Raw genomic sequence first — 16,939 nt, 5'->3', positions numbered from 1 at the left:
CGTTGATGCTCATACAAAAAACCCTGGCGGGTGCCAAGTCAATCCCGTCCGGCGCTAAGCAGTAGTCAGCGGGCTTGCGCACGCCGCTGCGAGAAGCGTATGCGCTATTTGTCCGGCGCGATATGGCCTTGACAAGGGGTGGCAACCATGTGCTCGATTTGTATGACCATCAATGATATTCGAGCCGTTGAACTTACCGAGCCGAGGGCCGTGATATGAAGACGATCGTCACCGGCGCCAGTGGCCTGCTTGGCCGTCATGTGGCGGAGGCTCTGCTTGCCGCCGGCTATGATGTGCTGGGCATCGATACCGTGGCGCCGCCCGGGGGTGCATGGCGGCACGCCACCGCCGACCTGACGGATCTTGGGTCGACCCTGCAGTTGGTGCGCGATTGCGATGCCGTCGTGCATGTCGCGGCCATTCCGCGGCCGACCGGGCGTGCCGGCGGCGAGGTGTTCAACACCAATGTCGCGACCGCCTACAATGTCGTCGAGGCTGCTGCCATGGCCGGTATCGGGCGCTTCGTCTATGCCTCGTCCTTCAGCGTCTTCGGCTATCCTTTCTTCGAGAAGACGGTCATTCCGCCCTACCTGCCGGTCGACATGAACCACCCGGTCGGCGCGCAGGATCCGTACGGCCTGTCGAAATGGCTGGGTGAGGAAATCGTCGACGCGGCGGTGCGCCGCGGCGCCTTCTCGGCGGTCAGCATCCGCATGCCCTGGATACAGACCCCGCAATCCTTCTTCGCCGGCGTCGGCCCGCGCCGCGCCACCGCCGACAGCGCCCGCGACCTGTGGGCCTATCTCGACGCGCGCGACGCCGGGCAGGGTTTCCTGCGGGCAATGGAATGGCAAGGCGACGGTCATCTGCGCGTCCTGCTCAGCGCCGCCGACACCTTCATAGAGGAGGAGACCGAGGCGCTGGTGCGCCGCGCCTATCCAGGCGTCGCACTGTCCCGGCCGATCGCTGGCTTCAGCTCCGTGCTGGACACGGTCCATGCGCGCCAGACGCTCGGCTTCGCGCCGGAGCATTCATGGCGTTCCTACCCAAAGCCGGAGACCGAGGGATGAAGCGGTTCGACCAGAAGAGGATTCTTGTCACCGGCGGCGCCGGCGCCATCGGCAGCGCCGCGGTCCGGCGCTTCCTCGATGAGGGCGCGCGGGTCGCCATCGTCGATCGCAACGGGGCTGCCGCCCGGGAACTCGCTGGCTCTCTCGGCGACAACACCATCGCCATCGAAGCCGACGTCACCAACGAGACGGATGTGCGCGGCGCCGTCGAAACCACAGTCGAGACATTGGGCGGGCTCGATGTGGTCTTCAACAATGCCGGCATTTCCGGCGTCGTTGCTCCCGTGCACGAATTGCCTGTCGAGGATTGGGACACCATCATTCGCATCAATCTGCGCGGCATCTTCCTCGTCCTGCAGGCGTCGCTCCAAGCGATGATCAAGGCCGGGACTGGCGGCTCGATCGTCAATATGGGATCGTCCATGGCGGGCTGGGATGTGCTTACCGGCGGTGCCGGCTATGTCGCCTCGAAGCATGGCGTGGTCGGGCTGACGCGGGTCGCCGCACTCGATGCCGCGCCCTATGGCATCCGCGTCAATGCCATCTGCCCCGGTGTGATCGAGACGACGCTCGGCGTGCCGGCCTCCGGCGACGGCGATTTCAAGAGCAGCGTCCAGCATTTCGCCGACCGCATCCCGCTGCGCCGCGTCGGCCAGCCGGACGATGTCGCGGCCGCCGTGGCCTTCCTCGCCTCGGATGAGGCAAGGCACGTCACCGGCGTCGACTGGCTGATCGACGGCGGCCAGACCTTGCAGAGCTGGGCCAACGCGCCGGCCGGCAACACGTTTCCGAAATATCGATAAGAGAACAGGCCGGGCGAGCCCTTCGCGTCAGAGGCCGAAACGGTCCTTCAGCCGCCCCGAAAGGATCGCCGCTTTCACCCCGATAGGCCAGAAGCGGTGAAACCGGATTGGCTTGAGCGGCGATATCGGCATGGGGAACGGCGACGTCTCGTCGCCGCGCAGGCGTTGCGCCAGGGCAGCGCCCATCGCCGAGGCCATGGCGATGCCACGGCCATTGTAGCCAAGGCAGATCAGCACGCCGTCTTCCGGCTCGTGGATGTGCAGAAGATGGTCCTTGGTGATCGCAACCCGGCCGTTCCAGCCATGCGTCCAGCGTATTCCCTCGAGCGCCGGCCACAGCCGCAGCGCATAGTCGGTGAGGTAGCGGATGGCGGACGCGTCGCCGATGGGCTTCATCGGTCCCCGGCCGCCCATGAGAAGACGCCTCTCGGCGTCGACACGGTAGTACACCGTGATGTTGCCGGCTTCGTAGAGGACGGGCCTGTCGGGGAGAATTTGGCCCGCGGCCGCCGGCGGAAGCGGCTCGGTCGCCGCGATCGCGCTGAACACCGGAACCAGCGACCGCTCCAGGCCTGGCCACAGGGAGCCGGTGTAACCGTTGGTCGCGACAAGCACCTTCTCGGCGCTGACAGAGCCGTTCGCGGTTTTGAGGACCCATCGGCCAGCCTCCCGCTTCAGCGCGACGACTTCGCTGCCGCCGAATATCCGCGCGCCGGCGCTCCGCGCGGCTTCTGCCAGGCCAAGGCTGTATTTCAGGGGGTGGAGGTCACCGCCACGGGCGTCGAACAGGCCGGCTATGTATCTGTCCGTTCCGGTACGCGCCGCCATCGCCTGCGCGTCCAGCACGCTGACCGGCATTCCCCTCCGCTCGCATTGCGCGGCCGTGGCCCGCACCGCGGCTTCCGGCTTCGGCCGGATCGCCGCGCGTATGGTGCCGTTCTGCCGCGCATCGCAGGCGATCGACAGGCGCTTGATCAAGCCATAGGTGAAATCCGGCGCGCCATAGGAGAAATCGATCATCCGCGGCCCGAGCTCAGGGCCGTACATCGCTTCGATCGTGTCGGGATCGTATTTGAGGCCGGGATTGACCTGGCCGCCATTCCTGCCCGAAGCGCCCCAACCCGGCTGTTGGGCTTCGAGCACGGCAACGTCGTCGCCGGCTTCCGCCAGGTGCAGAGCGGTGGAAAGGCCGGTGAAGCCGCCGCCGACAATGGCGACCCTTGCCCGCTGCGCGCCGGCAAGGGCGGGGTATTTGCCGGTGCCCCCGGCCGTTTCGCGGTAGAGGCTCCGGGGTGGGCTGCTTTCGAGCATATTGGACATCGTCAAAGTGACCGATAGGGACGCAGGTCAGAGAGGCTGGGTGGAAGCATTGGACGAAAGGCGATGTACCACCTGCGAGAAACTCAAGAGGGAACGGCAGACCCTCGAATATCGTGCCGGGCGCACCAGTCAATTCAGCATGGCTTTCGGGAAATCACAACTGCTGCGACAGCGCCGCCATGAAGTGGTCGTTCTCCGCAGGCGAGCCGATGCTGACGCGCACGTAGCTGTCAAAACCGTCCTGCTTCCAGGGTTTTACGATGACGCCTTCGCGCAACAGGCCCTCGGCGAACGTGCTGGCATTTTGCCGGCAGTTGAAGAACAGGAAATTGCCTCGCGAAGCGGCAACTTCGACGCCCTTGCTCCTGAGGAAATTCTCGACACTTGTTCTTTCCGCCTTGGCCAGCGCGACGACCCTTGCAAGGTGTTCCTCGTCGGCCAGCGCCGCCAGCGCGGCCGCCTGCGCCATGCCATTGGCGTTGAAGGGCGTGCGCACCCTGTCGAGCAGCCCGCGCAATTCCGGGTCACCGACGATGCCGAAGCCGATCCGCAATCCGGCAAGTCCGAACGCCTTGGAAAATGTCCGCAGCACGATCCAGGGCTGGTCGCGTTTGCCGAGGTCAGGCAACGCCGAGGCATAGTCGTCGCCCTCGGCATATTCGGCATAGGCTTCGTCGACGACAATCAGCGTCTCGTCGCTAACCGCGTCCAGAACCCTCGATAAATCGCCGGCGGACAGCCAACTGCCGACCGGGTTCGTCGGGTTGGAGAACAGCAGCATGCGCGGGCGCTCGTGCACCGCCTCGATCAGGGCGTCGACATTGATGGTAAGATCGTCATTGACGGCGACACGGTTGATGCTCGCGCCCATCAGCGTCGCGTAGTCCTCGTGCAACGGAAACGACGGATAGAGCGTGGCGACTGTATCGCCAGGCCGCAACACGGCACGGCTGATAACGGAAAGAAGGTCCTCCGACCCATTGCCGAGGATGATTTGATCCTCGCTGAATTCATATTTGGCGGCGATCGCCTGGCGCAGTGCGCGTCCGGCGGGGTCTGGATAGAGCCGGAACATCTCGGCGCCGGCCTGCATCATCGTGGCGAGCGTCGGGCTCGGACCAAGCGGGTTTTCATTCGAGCCCAGCTTGGCGATCCTGGCTGGAGCATATCGCTGCATGACCTCGGCGATGGTCAGCCCGGAATTGTAAGGCGACAGGCGCATGACTTCGGTTCGGACTATATTTGCGGCTTTCGACACGGGCGGGCTCCTCTGCTGCCGGTCGACTCCCGTCATCGACCGGGTTCTCAAACACCGGGTTTCGCTGCATCGTCCACGGGCGCGCCAGGTCACCGACAGGCACGCCGGTGCCGCGAATTTTGTTGAGGAGTAGCGTAGCCGAAACGGTTTGTATATGCTTGTATATGTAACTTGATCTGATAGTCTCGCCGTGGAAGAGGAAGCTCGGCACCGGCAAGGAGGATCACATGCGCAATGCTTCTCTGTTCGATCTTGCCGGCAGGAAGGCGCTTGTCACCGGCGCCAGCCGCGGCATCGGCCGCAGCATCGCCGAGGCGCTAAGCGCGGCCGGCGCCGACGTCGCGATCACCGCGCGTAGCCTGGCGTCGCTGGAGGAGACGACAGCGGCGATCCGTGCCGCCGGCGGTGTTGCGCATGCGATTGCCCTCGACGTCACCGATGTCGGCCGCTGCCGGACAGCCACCGCCGAGGCAGCCGGCCTGCTTGGCGGTCTCGACATCCTCGTCAACAATGCCGGAATGGAAGAGGTCAGGCCCTCGCTCGACGTCGACGAGGCGCTGTGGGACCGGATCGTCGACACCAATCTCAAGGGGGCGTTCTTCTGCGCCCAGGCCGCGGCAAGCCAGATGCGCGACGCGGGGCGTGGCGGCGCCATCATCAATCTCTGCTCGCTGACGTCGGAAGTCGGCATTCCCACCGCTGTGCCCTACGGCTCGTCGAAGTCTGGCCTGCTCGGCATGACACGGGCGCTGGCGGCGGAGTGGGCGGGGCTTGGCATCAGGGTCAACGCCATCGCCCCGGGTTACTTCAGGACGGCGATGACCGATGTGTTCTACAGCGACGAGGCATGGCAGCAGTCCATGCTCGCCAAGATCCCGCAGCACCGTTTCGGCGATCTCGGTGACCTGCACGGCGTCGCCGTCTTCCTTGCCTCGGATGCGGCGGCTTACATCACCGGCCAGTCCATTCCGGTGGATGGCGGGTTCCTGGCATCGATTTGAGGCTCGCCACAGGCTCGAAATCAAAGTCTTCCGCAATGTGACCGGCCGGCACATTACGTTCCAACAAAGAGGAATATCCATGTCCGACATCAGCTTCCACGATCTGTCATCGCTCGACGCCAACCAGCGAGCCGGCTTGCTGAAACGCGCCGAGGGCGATCTGTCGGATTTCGTCGAAAAGGTCCGCCCGATCATCCAGGCCGTGAAGGATGAGGGCGACGCCGCGCTGGTCCGCTTTGCCAGGGAACTCGACAAGGCCAATGTCGCCGAAGGCGGGCTGAAAGTCTCGGAAGCCGAGTTCGAGGCGGCCTTCGACAGGGTCGAGAAGGATGTCGTGGAAAGCATCGGCTTCGGCATCGACAACATCCGGCGCTTCCATGAGGAGCAGAAGCCCGAAACGATGTGGCTCAAGGAAGTCCGGCCGGGCGCCTATGCCGGCGACCGATACACGCCGATCGCCTCGGTCGCGCTCTACGTGCCGCGCGGCAAGGGCGCCTTTCCGTCGGTGACGATGATGACCTCGGTTCCGGCCGTCATTGCCGGCGTGCCGCAGATCGCGATCGTGACGCCGCCGACATCGGACGGTTCGGTGGATGCGGCGACGCTGGTCGCCGCGCGCCTCGCCGGCGTGCACACTGTCTACAAATGCGGCGGCGCCCAGGCCGTCGCCGCCGTCGCCTACGGCACCGAAACGGTGAAGCCGGCGCTCAAGATCGTCGGCCCCGGCAGCCCATGGGTGGTTGCGGCCAAAAGTGTGCTGTCCTCGATCATCAACACCGGTCTCCCGGCCGGTCCGTCGGAAGCCATCATCTTTGCCGATGACAGTGTCGATGGTGGCCTTGCCGCGCTTGATCTTTTGATCGAGGCCGAGCACGGACCGGATTCCTCGGCCTATCTGGTGACACACAGCCGCAAGGTCGCCGAGGCAGCACTCGCCGCACTCCCGCAACACTGGTCACGGATGACCGAACAGCGCGTGGAATTTTCGCGCGCGGTGCTGACCGGAAAGCGCGGCGGCATCGTGCTGACCGCGTCGCTGGAAGACAGCTACCGCTTTATCAACGACTATGCGCCCGAACATCTGGAAATCCTGTCGAAGGAGCCGTTCGCGCATCTTGGACACATCACCGAGGCGGCCGAGATCCTGATGGGACCGCACACGCCGGTGACGCTTGCCAACTTCGTCCTTGGGCCCAATGCCGTGCTGCCGACCAGCCGCTGGGCGCGGACCTATGGGCCGCTTTCGGTGACGGATTTCGTCAAGCGCTCGTCGGTCGGCTATGTCACCTCGGCCGCCTATCCGGAACTGGCGAAACATGCCCGCAGGCTCGCCCGTTACGAGGGCTTCAGCTCGCACGAAAATGCGGTCTCGGAAATCCGCGACCGCTATCTCGCCGGTTGAACGGAGACGATGGCGATGAAGGCGGCACGGCTTTATGGACCCGGCGATCTGCGGGTGGAGGACGTTGCCCCGCCAGGCATTCCGGATGCCGGCTGGGTGAAGCTCAGGGTCGACGCCGCCGGCATTTGCGGTTCGGACCTGCACAATTTCCGCACCGGCCAATGGATAAGCCGGTCGCCCTCGACGGCCGGCCACGAGCTGACCGGGACGGTGATCGCGGTGGGCGAGGGCGTCGGGACCATCGCCGTCGGCGACAGGGTGGTCGCCGATTCCCGTTTCTGGTGTGGCGAGTGCGCGCAATGCCGTGCCGGCAGGCGCCATCTCTGCGCTTCGCTGGGCTTCGTCGGCGAAGTCTGCGACGGCGGCTTTGCTGAACAGGCGGTGTTGCCCGCGCGTCTGCTGCATGTCGTCGATGCAGCACTTGACGAGCGGGTCGCGGCGATGGCCGAGCCGCTCGCGGTGGCACTGCACGCGGTGCGGCGTCTACCGAAGACGGCAGGTTCGGTGCTTGTCGTCGGCTGCGGGCCGATCGGTGGTCTCGCCGCGCTGCTGCTCTCCCGGACTTTCCCTGGCACGGTGCTTGTCACCGACCGCAACGAGGCGCGCTCTGCCCGCGTGGCGCGGGTGACTGGCGCAACAAGCGTCGACCTCGACCGCGCTGCGATTGCCGCTGCGACCGACAATGCCCAACTGCTGGCGGCCGTCGAGGCGACCGGTAGCATTGCTGCATTCACCCAGTTGCTCGGCGTTCTCGATTCCGGCAGCGCGGTGGCGATGGTCGGCATCTTCCATGGCCGTCTCGACATCGACCCCAACCTTCTGGTCGAACGCGAGATCGCGCTGCTGGGGTGCCATGCCTTCGCCGACGAACTGCCTGACGCGGTGCGGATGCTGGGTGAATTGAGCGAACCGCTGCTGGCCCTGATCGATCGCGAGATCAATCTCGACGACATTCCGGCCGCCTATGAGCGGCTGTTGGCGGGGCAAAGCGATGGCTTGAAAACAATCATCCGCATGCGGCAACCTGTTGAGCCGGCGTGATTTTCGCTAAATTGCCGGAAAGGATTTTGACATGATCGATTTGCCCGACACGGCGAGCCCCCTTTACGAGAAGGTGAAGGACTACATCCTGACCAACATCGGAACGGGCCGGTGGGGCAAGGATCGCAAGCTGCCGTCCGAGAACGAGCTGGTGGTTTCGCTGGGTGTCTCGCGCATGACGGTCCACCGGGCCTTGCGGGAACTGACCGCGGCGGGGTTCCTGATCCGGCTGCAAGGTGTCGGCACGTTCATCGCGCCGCCTCGGCCGCAATCGACCCTGATCGAGATCAACAACATCGCCGCCGAGATTATTGAGCGCGGCAACAGGCATCGCTCCGAAGTCCTCGTGCTGGAAACGATCATGCCGACCAAGGAGCTCGCTTTGTCCTTCGAGTTCCCGAAGCGCGTCTCGATCTATCACTCGGTCGTCGTCAATTTCGAGAACGATCTGCCGGTGCAATTGGAAGAGCGCTTCGTCAATCCGAGCCTGATCCCCGACTATGACAAGCAGGATTTTTCGAAGACGGCGACTTACGACTACCTCATGCAGAAGACCCCGGTGACCGAGGTCGAGCACATCATTTCCGCCATCCCGGCCGACGCCGAGACGGCGCGGCATCTCAACATCGATCTCGGCAGCTGCTGCCTGTTTCTGCACCGCCGCACATGGACTGGCGCGGTCGTCGCCACCATCAGCAAGCTGACCTATGCCGGCAGCCGCTATTCGCTCGGCAGCCGGTATTCCCCCACGAAGACCAACTGATGCCAACAGGGCGACGGTAACTCGCAGAGGTTTTCCTACAGATGTATATACATGTATTGATAAAGGCGCTTTCACCCTTGATGAACGGATTGGTCGAAAGGGGCGACCGATGACACAGAGCCGCACGGCTGGGATTCGCGCTCTGGCGCAGCACGATGTCGCCGAGGCGCAGCGTGCGCTGGCGGCCTTGCTGGGCGATCTGTTCGGCATGACCGCCAATAACGTCCGCATCAATGTCGACAAATACAGCCTGAATTCGCTGAATGGTTTCTTCGACAGCGACGGCCAGGCCTACTTCTTCAAGTTCCATCAGGAGGAACGCGAAGAGGGCATGACCGGCGAGTATTATCGAGCCGAGATCCTGTCGCTTGCCGGCCTGCCGGTCGACCAGCCCGTCCATATGTCGGCCCAGCCCGGCGAGCAGATCCTTGTCTATCGCCGCCGCACCGATCCGCGATTTTCGGATGTGCTGTTCGCGCTGGATTGCGAGGACAATGCCGGCAAGCGGCGCGAGGCGGTTCTTGCCGAGCGCGACCTGTCCGCCAGGCTGCTCGAGGTCTATCTCGGGACGCTGCATCCGGTGACCGTCGCGGAGGTCTCGGCTGAGCCGATCCACCGGCTGTTCCATGAACGGCTGATCGACGCCGATACGCGTTTGTCGCCGGGCGGCAGGCTGGCCGATTTCTATATCGGCAAGCCGTTTATCTTTCCCGGCGTGGAACTCGACTGGGATCGGTTCTCCCGGCTGAAATTCGTCATCAACGGCCGGCCTTACGCCAGCAGCATCGGCGAGCTTTTCGACGCCGCGGCCGCGCGCTTGCGGCCGGATCGGCTTGCCGATGCTGGCGGCGTGGTCGCCCATGGCGACGCCCACAATGCCAATGTCTGGTACACCGAAAAGGCAGGGAAGGCGGAACTCTCCTTCTTCGATCCGGCCTTTGCCGGCTCGCACATCCCGACGCTGCTGGCCGAGGTGAAGGCGACCTTCCACAACATCTTCGCCCACCCATTCTGGCTCTACGATCCGGCCAGCGCGACGGAGAGTTTTCGCGCGCAGGCGCGGCTGGAAGGAAATATGCTCCATGTCGACACGGACTGGGATTTGAGCGCGGTCCGTCGCGACCTGCTGCAGGTCAAGGCGAGCGCTTTGTGGCAGCCCTTGCTGCGCGAACTGAACCGACGCGGCATGCTGCCGGCAGACTGGCGGGCGGTTCTGCGCTCGGGGCTTTTCCTGTCGCCGACCCTGGTCATGAATCTGCGGGCCGGCGCGCGCAGCCACACGCCGGTCTCTTCTCTCATCGCCTTTTCAGTCGCCGTCATGGTCGGCAGCGAACCCGATGCGGGGGCCGATCGGGTGACGGATTTCCTCGACTTCATCGATCCTGAAAGGGCGGCCGGACGCGCCTGATCTCAGGGGAAACGGAGTCATGCCAACTTGTATATGCATGTATGTATTTTAGCCTTGACATCCGCTTCCGCTGACGCTGAAATATCCCTGCACTTCAACCATGAAGTGGTGGGCAAGACGCCGAGGCACAGTGCCGCAAGAGCGGAAACCCGCAGTCTCACCAGACCGGATGCCTGGGTAAAAAAGCGGTCTGATCATCAAGGGGAACTAGATGATGCGTAACCTAGCAGGACAATTTCGTGCGCTCATGATGGCCGCCGCCATTGGGCTCGCTGCCGCGCCCGCGGCCCGCGCGGCCGACGCGGCCATTCCCACCACGCCCGAGGCCGGACCGTTCAAGATCGGCATCGAACCCTGGCTTGGCTACGGCCAGTGGCACGTCGCCGATGCCAAGGGCCTGTTCAAGGCAAACGGCTTGCCGGACGTCCAGATCGTGAATTTCGCCGAGGACAAGGACATCAACGCGGCGCTCGCAAGCGGCCAGCTCGATGCCGCCAACATCGCGACCCACACGGCGATGGGCATGGTGGCGGCCGGCCTGCCGGTGAAGATCGTGCTGCTGCTCGATGTCTCGATGACGGCTGACGCCATCATCGCCGGCAAGGACGTCACCTCCATCGCCGACCTCAAGGGCAAGCAGGTTGCTTTCGAGGAAGGCACGACGAGCGACATCCTGCTCAAATACGCGCTCGCCAAGAACGGCATGTCGATCGACGATGTGAAAGCCGTTCCGATGCCGGCGTCCGACGCCGGCGGCGCGCTGATCGCGGGTCAGGTGCCGGTCGCGGTCACCTACGAACCATACCTCACCGTCGCCATGGCGCAGAACAAGGACGTCAAGCTGCTGTTTTCCGCCGGCGAGGATCCCGGCCTGATCAGCGACGTGCTGGTGGTGCGTGACGAGGTGATCAAGTCGCGGCCGGGCCAAGTGCTGGCGATGATCAAGAGCTGGGACGCAGCGCTCAAGGATTACAAATCAGATACGCCCGGGGGCCGCGCCATCATCGCCAAGGCGGTCGGCTCCGACGTCAAGGACCTCAACACCGCTTTCGACGGCGTGCGTTACTACTCGCTCGCCGAAAACAAGACAGCGCTCACCGGCGATTTTACCACCAAGACTTTCGCCGATGTCGAGGCGGCCGCCAAAAACGCCAAGCTGCTGCAGGCGGACGTGACGCCGGAGCAGATGATCGACCCATCCTTCGTCAAGGCGGCGCAATGACAAAGGCCGGATCGCGGTGGTAACGCAGATGCCCGCGGAGCCTCCCGCGAAAACCGGCTTGGGTCATCCCGCGCCAAAGGCGGCCACGAAACAGGCAACGCGCCGCCGATCCTCGGGGATCGGCGTGCCCATAGCCAGGTCGCGCTTCCTGATGATCGCTGTGGCCGTCTTTGTCGGGCTTGGCCTTGCCTGGTGGGCGGCGACCGGGCTCGAATGGGTGAAGCCCATCTTCCTGCCGTCGCCGGGCAGCGTCGCGACCCAGATCGCCAAGCTCGCTGCGGACGGCACGCTGTGGGTGGACCTGACTGCCTCGGCGTACCGCATTTCCGTCGGCTTCCTCATCGCCTCGGCCCTGTCGATCCCGATCGGCGTGCTGATCGGCAGCTTCCGCTCCTGGGAGGCGGCCATCGAGCCGCTGGTCGATTTTATCCGCTACATGCCGGTCGTCGCTTTCGTGCCGCTTTCCATCCTGTGGGCCGGCACCGGTGACACGCAGAAATTCCTGATCATCTTCATCGGCACCTTCTTCCAGCAGGTGCTGATGATCATGGACAATGTGAAACGGGTTCCCGCCGATTTCATCGGCCTTGGCCGCACGCTCGGCCTGCCGGACCGCAAGATCCTGACGCGCATCGTCGTACCCAGCGCCTTGCCCGGCATCTGGGATACGCTGCGCATCAGCCTCGGCTGGGCCTGGACCTGGCTGGTGCTGGCCGAACTTGTCGCGGCGACATCCGGCCTGGGCTATCGCATCACCGTGTCGCAGCGCTATTTCCAGACCAACACCATCATCGGCTACATCCTGCTGCTCGGCGTGCTCGGCCTCATCACCGACCAGGTCATGAAGGCTCTGGAAAAGGTGCTGTTCCGGCAGGATGGCCATTCGCAATGAGGAACCGCCGATGACCGTTCCCAAATTGCGCATCGCCGGTCTCGACAAGAGTTTCGGCACGGGCGAGCGGCGCACGCAGGTGCTGCGCGACATCAACCTCGATCTTGCCGACAACGAATTCGTCTCCCTTGTCGGCACGTCGGGCTGCGGGAAGAGCACGCTCTTGTCGATCGTCGCCGGACTGCAGGATTTCGATGCCGGCGATCTCAGCATCGATGGCGCGCCGATCCTGCAGCCGGGTCTCGATCGTGGCGTCGTCTTCCAGTCCTACACGTTGCTTCCCTGGCTGACGGCGCGGCAGAACATCGAGTTCGCCCTCAAGGCCGCCGGTTACGATCGCACGGCCTGCCGCGAGATCGCGCTCGAGCACCTCGACCTCGTCAAGCTTTCGCAAAGCGCCGATCGCTATCCGTCCGAACTGTCGGGCGGCATGAAACAGCGCGTCGCCATTGCGCGTGCCCTGTCCTATCGGCCCAAGATGCTGCTGATGGACGAGCCCTTCGGCGCGCTCGATGCCTTGACCCGGCACCAGATGCAGGAACTGCTGACCCAGATCTGGGAGGAACACCGGCTGACCGTCCTGTTCGTCACGCATGATGTGGAGGAGGCGGTCTACCTGTCGGACCGCATCGTCGTCATGGGGATAGGCCCGGGGCGCATCATGCAGACCTTCAATGTCGACATCGAGCGGCCGCGCCGGGAAGAGGTGATGGAAACCCCGGCCTTCATGGATCTGCAGCGCGGCGTGCACAAGGCGATCCGCGAAGCGTCAAGACGTCCCGAAATGGCGTAGCCCCGGGGCACTCAACTGTTGCTGACCCAGTGGGAGCCATGCTGACCGCGATCATCCCGCTGATCTCGATTCCCGGATTTCTGTATCTGCGTGCCGAGGACAGCGTGCTGGTCAGCGGCCGCGCCAAGGGATCTCGCAAAAGTCTTCTCGGGAGGGCAGGGGCGGTTCGAACCCCTACCGGCACCCCTCACGTCGCTTTGCCGACCGCCGCGTCCAGTCCCATCTCTTCCTCGGAAATGTCGTCGAACGAAGCGTAGTTCATGTTGTAGAGGCGCGCGTAGAGGCCTTTCCTCTGCATAAGCTGTTCGTGGTTGCCGCTTTCGACGATCTCGCCATTCTGCAGCACGATGATGCGGTCGGCGCCGCGAATGGTGGCGAGCCGGTGGGCGATGACCAGGCCGGTGCGGCCCTCCAGCAAGGTGATCAGCGCCTTCTGGATCAGCATCTCGGTGTAGGAATCGATGCTGGCCGTGGCCTCGTCGAGCACAAGGATCTTGGCGTCGGCCACCAGCGCCCGCGCAAAACTGATCAGCTGGCGCTGGCCGAGCGAAAGGTTGCCGCCGCGCTGCTCGAGTTCGGTGTCGTAGCCATCGGGTAGCTGCTCGATGAAGTCGTGCGCGCCGACGGCCTGTGCCGCGCGCACCACTTCTTTGCGGCTGGCTGCTGTCTTGTGGTAGCGGATGTTTTCCAGCACCGTGCCGGAGAACAGGAACGGCTCCTGCAGCACCATGGCCACCTGGTCGCCGAGCGAATCCTGCGTCAGGTCGCGCACGTCGTGCCCGCCGACCAGGACCTCGCCCGACCAGACATCGTAGAAGCGGTGCACCAGCGCCATCGAGCTCGACTTGCCCGACCCGGTCGGGCCGACAAGGGCGACGGTCTCGCCCGGATTGACGCGAAAGGAGATGTTCTTCAGCACCGGCTGGTTCGGCCGGTAGCCGAAGGTCACGTTCCTGAACTCGACCGAGCCGTCCGTGTCGCGCGACAGCGTCACCGCATTGTCCTTGCCGCTGACATCCACCGGCACGTCGAGCACTTCGGAGATCCGCTGGCCTGACGCCATGGCGCGCTGCATGACGCTGTACTGCATGGTGAGCGAGCGGATCGGGTCGAAGAAGCGCTGGATGTAGAACAGGAACGCCACCATGACGCCGACGTCGAGGCTGTGCGACAGCACCATCGAGCCGCCGACGACGATGACCGTCGCCATGGCGATGCCGGTCAGCGTGTCGACGATCGGCACCATCACCTGCGCATATTTCGCCGACCGCAGATGGGCGTTGAGGTTGGCCAGCACCTTCTCGTCATAGAGGTCGAAATTGACGTGCTGGCGCTCCAGGCTCTGCACCGTGCGCACGCCATGGATGCCCTCAGCGAGCGCCCCGTTGGCGATGGAGTTGGTCTCGTGCGCGGCCATGAAGGCGACCTTGGCGCGCGGCAGCCAGAACAGCCGCACGATGAACAGCATCGGCATGGTCGACAACGTCAGCAGCCCGAGCCGGAAATCGAGCCAAAGCAGCACTGTGACGATGCCGAACAGAAGCACGATATCGCCCACCGACATCACCGATGTCTCGAGAAATTCCTGCATCGAATTGACGTCGCCCTGCAGGCGCGACATCAGCCGGCCGACCTCGGTCTTGTCCATGAAGCTGAGCGACACGCGCTGCAGATGGCTGAACATGGCGCGGCGCAGGTCGGAGAGCACGTTCTCCGCCACCTTGCCGACGACGCTTTCCTGCACATGGCTGGCGGCGTAGTTGATGAGGATGATCACGGTGAAGGTGACGATCGCGGAGATCATCACCGAGCGGTCGAGCCTGCCAGGTGCCATGCCGTGGTCGATGGCGTAGCGGATGACCAGCGGGATCGCCAGCTGCGTCAGCGTGAACACCAGCACCGCCGCCACCGAAATGAAGATCCGGCCCTGATAGGGCCTGACGAAGCTCCAGATGCGCCTGACGATGCGCGGATCGTAGACCTTGCCGAAAACCTCTTCCTCGTCGCGGTGCGAGCCGACGACCGCCTTGGTCGGCCGCCCGCTCTTGTCGTCCTTCTCGTCGTCGTCCGGCGTCGACATCACGCGGCTCCCTCGAGTCGGTCATCATCCGGCCGCACCTGCAGGTCGTAGAGCGCACGGTAGCGCCCACCCAGCGCCAGCAGTTCCTCATGCGTGCCGCGCTCGACGATGCGGCCGCCCTCGACGAACAGGATCTGGTCGGCATGCATCAGCGAACTCAGCCGGTGCGAGATGATCAGCGTGACGCGATCCTTGGCGAAGCGCTTCATCGCCGCACGGATGCGCTGTTCGGTGCCGGCATCGATGGCCGCGGTGGAATCGTCGAAGACCAGAACCGATGGCCGCAGCATCAGGCTGCGCGCGATGGTCAGGCGCTGCCGCTGCCCACCGGAAAGCGACGCGCCGCGCTCGCCGACGACCGTGGTGTAACCGGCCGGAAGCCCGATAATGTAGTTGTGCAGCTGCGCATACTCGGCGGCCTGGCCGATGCGGGTCTCGCGCGCCCAGGGATTGCCATAGGCGATGTTGTTCTCGATCGAGGTGGTGAACAGAAACGCGTCCTGTTGCACCACGCCCACCACCTTGCGCAGCGATTGCAGCGTGACCTTGCGTATGTCCTGGCCGTCGATGGTGATCGCGCCGGAGGTGACATCGTAGAAGCGCGGGATCAGATGCGCGATGGTCGACTTGCCGCTGCCGGGCGGGCCGACAATGCCGATCGTCTCGCCGGGCCTCGCCTCGAAGGAGATGCCGGACAGGGTCGGGCGGCCGCCCGCGCCTTCATAGCGGAAGCCGACATTGTCGAAGCGCAGCACGCCCTCGGTGATGACGAGATCCCTGGCATCGGGTGCGTCCTCGATGTCGAGTTCAGCGTCGAGCAGTTCGAACAGCCGCGTGCCGCAGGTCGAGGCGCGCGCGAACGAGTTGACCATCAGGCCGAGCTGGCGCACCGGCATCTGCAGGATGGTCATGAAGGTGAGGAACTGCGCCAATGTACCGACACTGATCTGGCCCGCGATCACCTTCTGGCCGCCGAACCACAGCACCAGCCCCATCGCCGCCAGGAAGGAAAAATTCATGGCGCTGGTGTTGGAGACGCGGATGTCGACGCGCTCATTGGCCAGCTCCAGCGCAGCCTGCTTGGCGCGGTCGAATTTTTTGAGCTCATGCCGCTGCGCCGCGAAGGCGCGCACGACGCGGATGCCGCCGAGATTTTCGTCCATCACCCGGCTCAGCACGGACAGCCGCTCCTGCAGCGTCAGCCAGGTGCTGCGCAGCCTGAGCTGGGTCACCGAGGAGCGCCAGGCGACGAATGGCACGAAGCTCAGGCTGAGCAGCCCGAGCACGAGATCAGTGCTGATCAACAGATAGGCGCCGACGCCGATCAGCACGCCGAGCAGCACCACGCGCAATATGCCGGTGGAAAAGAACATGCGCACGCCATCGAGATCGAGCAGCCCGAGCGTGATCAGATCGCCGGTATGGACCTTGTCGTGGTAGGAAAAACTCAGGCGCTGGATCTTTTCGTAGAAGGCCAGCCGCAATTCATAGCCGGTCCGGTGGCCGACGGCCTCGCCATAGTAATTTTGCGCCATGGTGAAGAGACCGCGCAGGACGCTGACGACCAGCAGCGTCAGCGCCGTGTGCCATAGTGCCTGTTCCGCGACAGTGCCTCCATTGGCAGCCATCACGCCTTGCGCCTGGTCGATGGCGCGTCCCAGCAGGCGTGGGATGAAAAGCTGCAGCGTCGCGGCGATGAAGGTCGAGATCAGGGTGATGGCGACCTGCCAGGGATGGCGCAGCGTCATGCGCACGATACGCAGCAAGGTGCTGAGGCCCTTGCCCCAGGAGGCTTCCGCCACATGGGCAAACGATTTGCCGCGCTTCGCCGCGCTGCTGGTTGCATCCGTAGGCAAGGAAAATATCCAGTCCAATCCGGACATTAG

At 64.2% G+C, this 16,939-nt stretch carries 14 protein-coding genes; 10 read left to right on the top strand and 4 right to left on the bottom strand.

What is annotated here, in order from left to right; translation table 11 throughout:
- Nucleotides 1–215 precede the first annotated feature (215 nt).
- On the top strand, nucleotides 216–1,070 hold the full coding sequence (locus JG746_RS27635; RefSeq protein ID WP_202355607.1) for an NAD-dependent epimerase/dehydratase family protein: 855 nt from the start codon (nucleotides 216–218) through the stop codon (nucleotides 1,068–1,070).
- A complete protein-coding gene (locus tag JG746_RS27630; protein ID WP_202355606.1) occupies nucleotides 1,067–1,873 on the top strand; it encodes an SDR family NAD(P)-dependent oxidoreductase in 807 nt (268 codons plus the stop codon). Before JG746_RS27635 ends, JG746_RS27630 begins: the two co-directional genes overlap by 4 nt.
- A gap of 27 nt (nucleotides 1,874–1,900) precedes the next feature.
- Here JG746_RS27630 and JG746_RS27625 read toward each other — a convergent pair whose 3' ends face one another.
- Both JG746_RS27625 and JG746_RS27620 read right to left on the bottom strand, forming a co-directional pair.
- On the bottom strand, nucleotides 1,901–3,184 hold the full coding sequence (locus JG746_RS27625; protein ID WP_202359489.1) for an NAD(P)/FAD-dependent oxidoreductase: 1,284 nt from the start codon (nucleotides 3,182–3,184) through the stop codon (nucleotides 1,901–1,903).
- A 163-nt stretch (nucleotides 3,185–3,347) separates the two neighbouring features.
- Complete coding sequence (locus JG746_RS27620) at nucleotides 3,348–4,451, bottom strand: histidinol-phosphate transaminase (RefSeq protein ID WP_244730463.1); 1,104 nt, start codon at nucleotides 4,449–4,451, stop codon at nucleotides 3,348–3,350.
- A 227-nt stretch (nucleotides 4,452–4,678) separates the two neighbouring features.
- Here JG746_RS27620 and JG746_RS27615 point away from each other — a divergent pair, with 227 nt between their 5' ends.
- From JG746_RS27615 to JG746_RS27580, 8 genes are all read left to right on the top strand, one after another.
- Entirely contained in the window at nucleotides 4,679–5,452 is a 774-nt protein-coding gene (locus tag JG746_RS27615; protein ID WP_202355604.1) for an SDR family NAD(P)-dependent oxidoreductase, read from the top strand.
- 79 nt (nucleotides 5,453–5,531) lie between these two features.
- Nucleotides 5,532–6,854, top strand: a complete 1,323-nt coding sequence (hisD, locus tag JG746_RS27610; protein WP_202355603.1) for a histidinol dehydrogenase — start codon at nucleotides 5,532–5,534, stop codon at nucleotides 6,852–6,854.
- Between the two features lie 15 nt (nucleotides 6,855–6,869).
- Nucleotides 6,870–7,895 carry a zinc-dependent alcohol dehydrogenase gene (locus JG746_RS27605; protein ID WP_202359488.1) on the top strand — a complete coding sequence of 342 codons (1,026 nt, stop codon included), beginning with the start codon at nucleotides 6,870–6,872 and terminating at the stop codon, nucleotides 7,893–7,895.
- A gap of 31 nt (nucleotides 7,896–7,926) precedes the next feature.
- A complete protein-coding gene (gene hutC / locus JG746_RS27600) occupies nucleotides 7,927–8,658 on the top strand; it encodes a histidine utilization repressor (RefSeq protein WP_202355602.1) in 732 nt (243 codons plus the stop codon).
- A gap of 109 nt (nucleotides 8,659–8,767) precedes the next feature.
- Nucleotides 8,768–10,066, top strand: a complete 1,299-nt coding sequence (locus tag JG746_RS27595; RefSeq protein ID WP_202355601.1) for a hypothetical protein — start codon at nucleotides 8,768–8,770, stop codon at nucleotides 10,064–10,066.
- A gap of 214 nt (nucleotides 10,067–10,280) precedes the next feature.
- Complete coding sequence (locus JG746_RS27590; protein WP_202359487.1) at nucleotides 10,281–11,288, top strand: ABC transporter substrate-binding protein; 1,008 nt, start codon at nucleotides 10,281–10,283, stop codon at nucleotides 11,286–11,288.
- Nucleotides 11,289–11,412: 124 nt separating this feature from the next.
- Nucleotides 11,413–12,180, top strand: a complete 768-nt coding sequence (locus JG746_RS27585) for an ABC transporter permease (RefSeq protein ID WP_202355600.1) — start codon at nucleotides 11,413–11,415, stop codon at nucleotides 12,178–12,180.
- Between the two features lie 10 nt (nucleotides 12,181–12,190).
- On the top strand, nucleotides 12,191–12,973 hold the full coding sequence (locus JG746_RS27580) for an ABC transporter ATP-binding protein (RefSeq protein ID WP_183456902.1): 783 nt from the start codon (nucleotides 12,191–12,193) through the stop codon (nucleotides 12,971–12,973).
- Nucleotides 12,974–13,160: 187 nt separating this feature from the next.
- On the opposite strand, the gene JG746_RS27575 is transcribed toward JG746_RS27580, so the two are convergent.
- Nucleotides 13,161–15,053, bottom strand: coding sequence for an ABC transporter ATP-binding protein (locus tag JG746_RS27575; protein ID WP_202355599.1), 1,893 nt, complete (start codon nucleotides 15,051–15,053; stop codon nucleotides 13,161–13,163).
- Nucleotides 15,053–16,936 (bottom strand): ABC transporter ATP-binding protein, encoded by a 1,884-nt coding sequence (locus JG746_RS27570; protein ID WP_446721100.1) that lies wholly within the window; start codon nucleotides 16,934–16,936, stop codon nucleotides 15,053–15,055. Before JG746_RS27570 ends, JG746_RS27575 begins: the two co-directional genes overlap by 1 nt.
- Nucleotides 16,937–16,939: the final 3 nt, after the last annotated feature.

The sequence above is a fragment of the Mesorhizobium sp. 113-3-3 genome, from assembly GCF_016756495.1.
Classification (GTDB): domain Bacteria; phylum Pseudomonadota; class Alphaproteobacteria; order Rhizobiales; family Rhizobiaceae; genus Mesorhizobium.
The sequence above is the reverse complement of the archived record's forward strand: the minus strand, read 5'-3'. Positions and strand labels throughout refer to the sequence as shown.

Excerpts from the sequence above, each read along its gene's own strand:
- JG746_RS27635 (WP_202355607.1), top strand. The coding sequence starts at position 216 with ATGAAGACGATCGTCACCGGCGCCAGTGGCCTGCTTGGCCGTCATGTG.
- JG746_RS27630 (WP_202355606.1), top strand. The coding sequence starts at position 1,067 with ATGAAGCGGTTCGACCAGAAGAGGATTCTTGTCACCGGCGGCGCCGGC.
- JG746_RS27625 (WP_202359489.1), bottom strand. The coding sequence starts at position 3,184 with ATGCTCGAAAGCAGCCCACCCCGGAGCCTCTACCGCGAAACGGCCGGG.
- JG746_RS27615 (WP_202355604.1), top strand. The coding sequence starts at position 4,679 with ATGCGCAATGCTTCTCTGTTCGATCTTGCCGGCAGGAAGGCGCTTGTC.
- hisD (WP_202355603.1), top strand. The coding sequence starts at position 5,532 with ATGTCCGACATCAGCTTCCACGATCTGTCATCGCTCGACGCCAACCAG.
- JG746_RS27605 (WP_202359488.1), top strand. The coding sequence starts at position 6,870 with ATGAAGGCGGCACGGCTTTATGGACCCGGCGATCTGCGGGTGGAGGAC.
- hutC (WP_202355602.1), top strand. The coding sequence starts at position 7,927 with ATGATCGATTTGCCCGACACGGCGAGCCCCCTTTACGAGAAGGTGAAG.
- JG746_RS27595 (WP_202355601.1), top strand. The coding sequence starts at position 8,768 with ATGACACAGAGCCGCACGGCTGGGATTCGCGCTCTGGCGCAGCACGAT.
- JG746_RS27590 (WP_202359487.1), top strand. The coding sequence starts at position 10,281 with ATGCGTAACCTAGCAGGACAATTTCGTGCGCTCATGATGGCCGCCGCC.
- JG746_RS27580 (WP_183456902.1), top strand. The coding sequence starts at position 12,191 with ATGACCGTTCCCAAATTGCGCATCGCCGGTCTCGACAAGAGTTTCGGC.
- JG746_RS27575 (WP_202355599.1), bottom strand. The coding sequence starts at position 15,053 with ATGTCGACGCCGGACGACGACGAGAAGGACGACAAGAGCGGGCGGCCG.
- JG746_RS27570 (WP_446721100.1), bottom strand. The coding sequence starts at position 16,936 with ATGTCCGGATTGGACTGGATATTTTCCTTGCCTACGGATGCAACCAGC.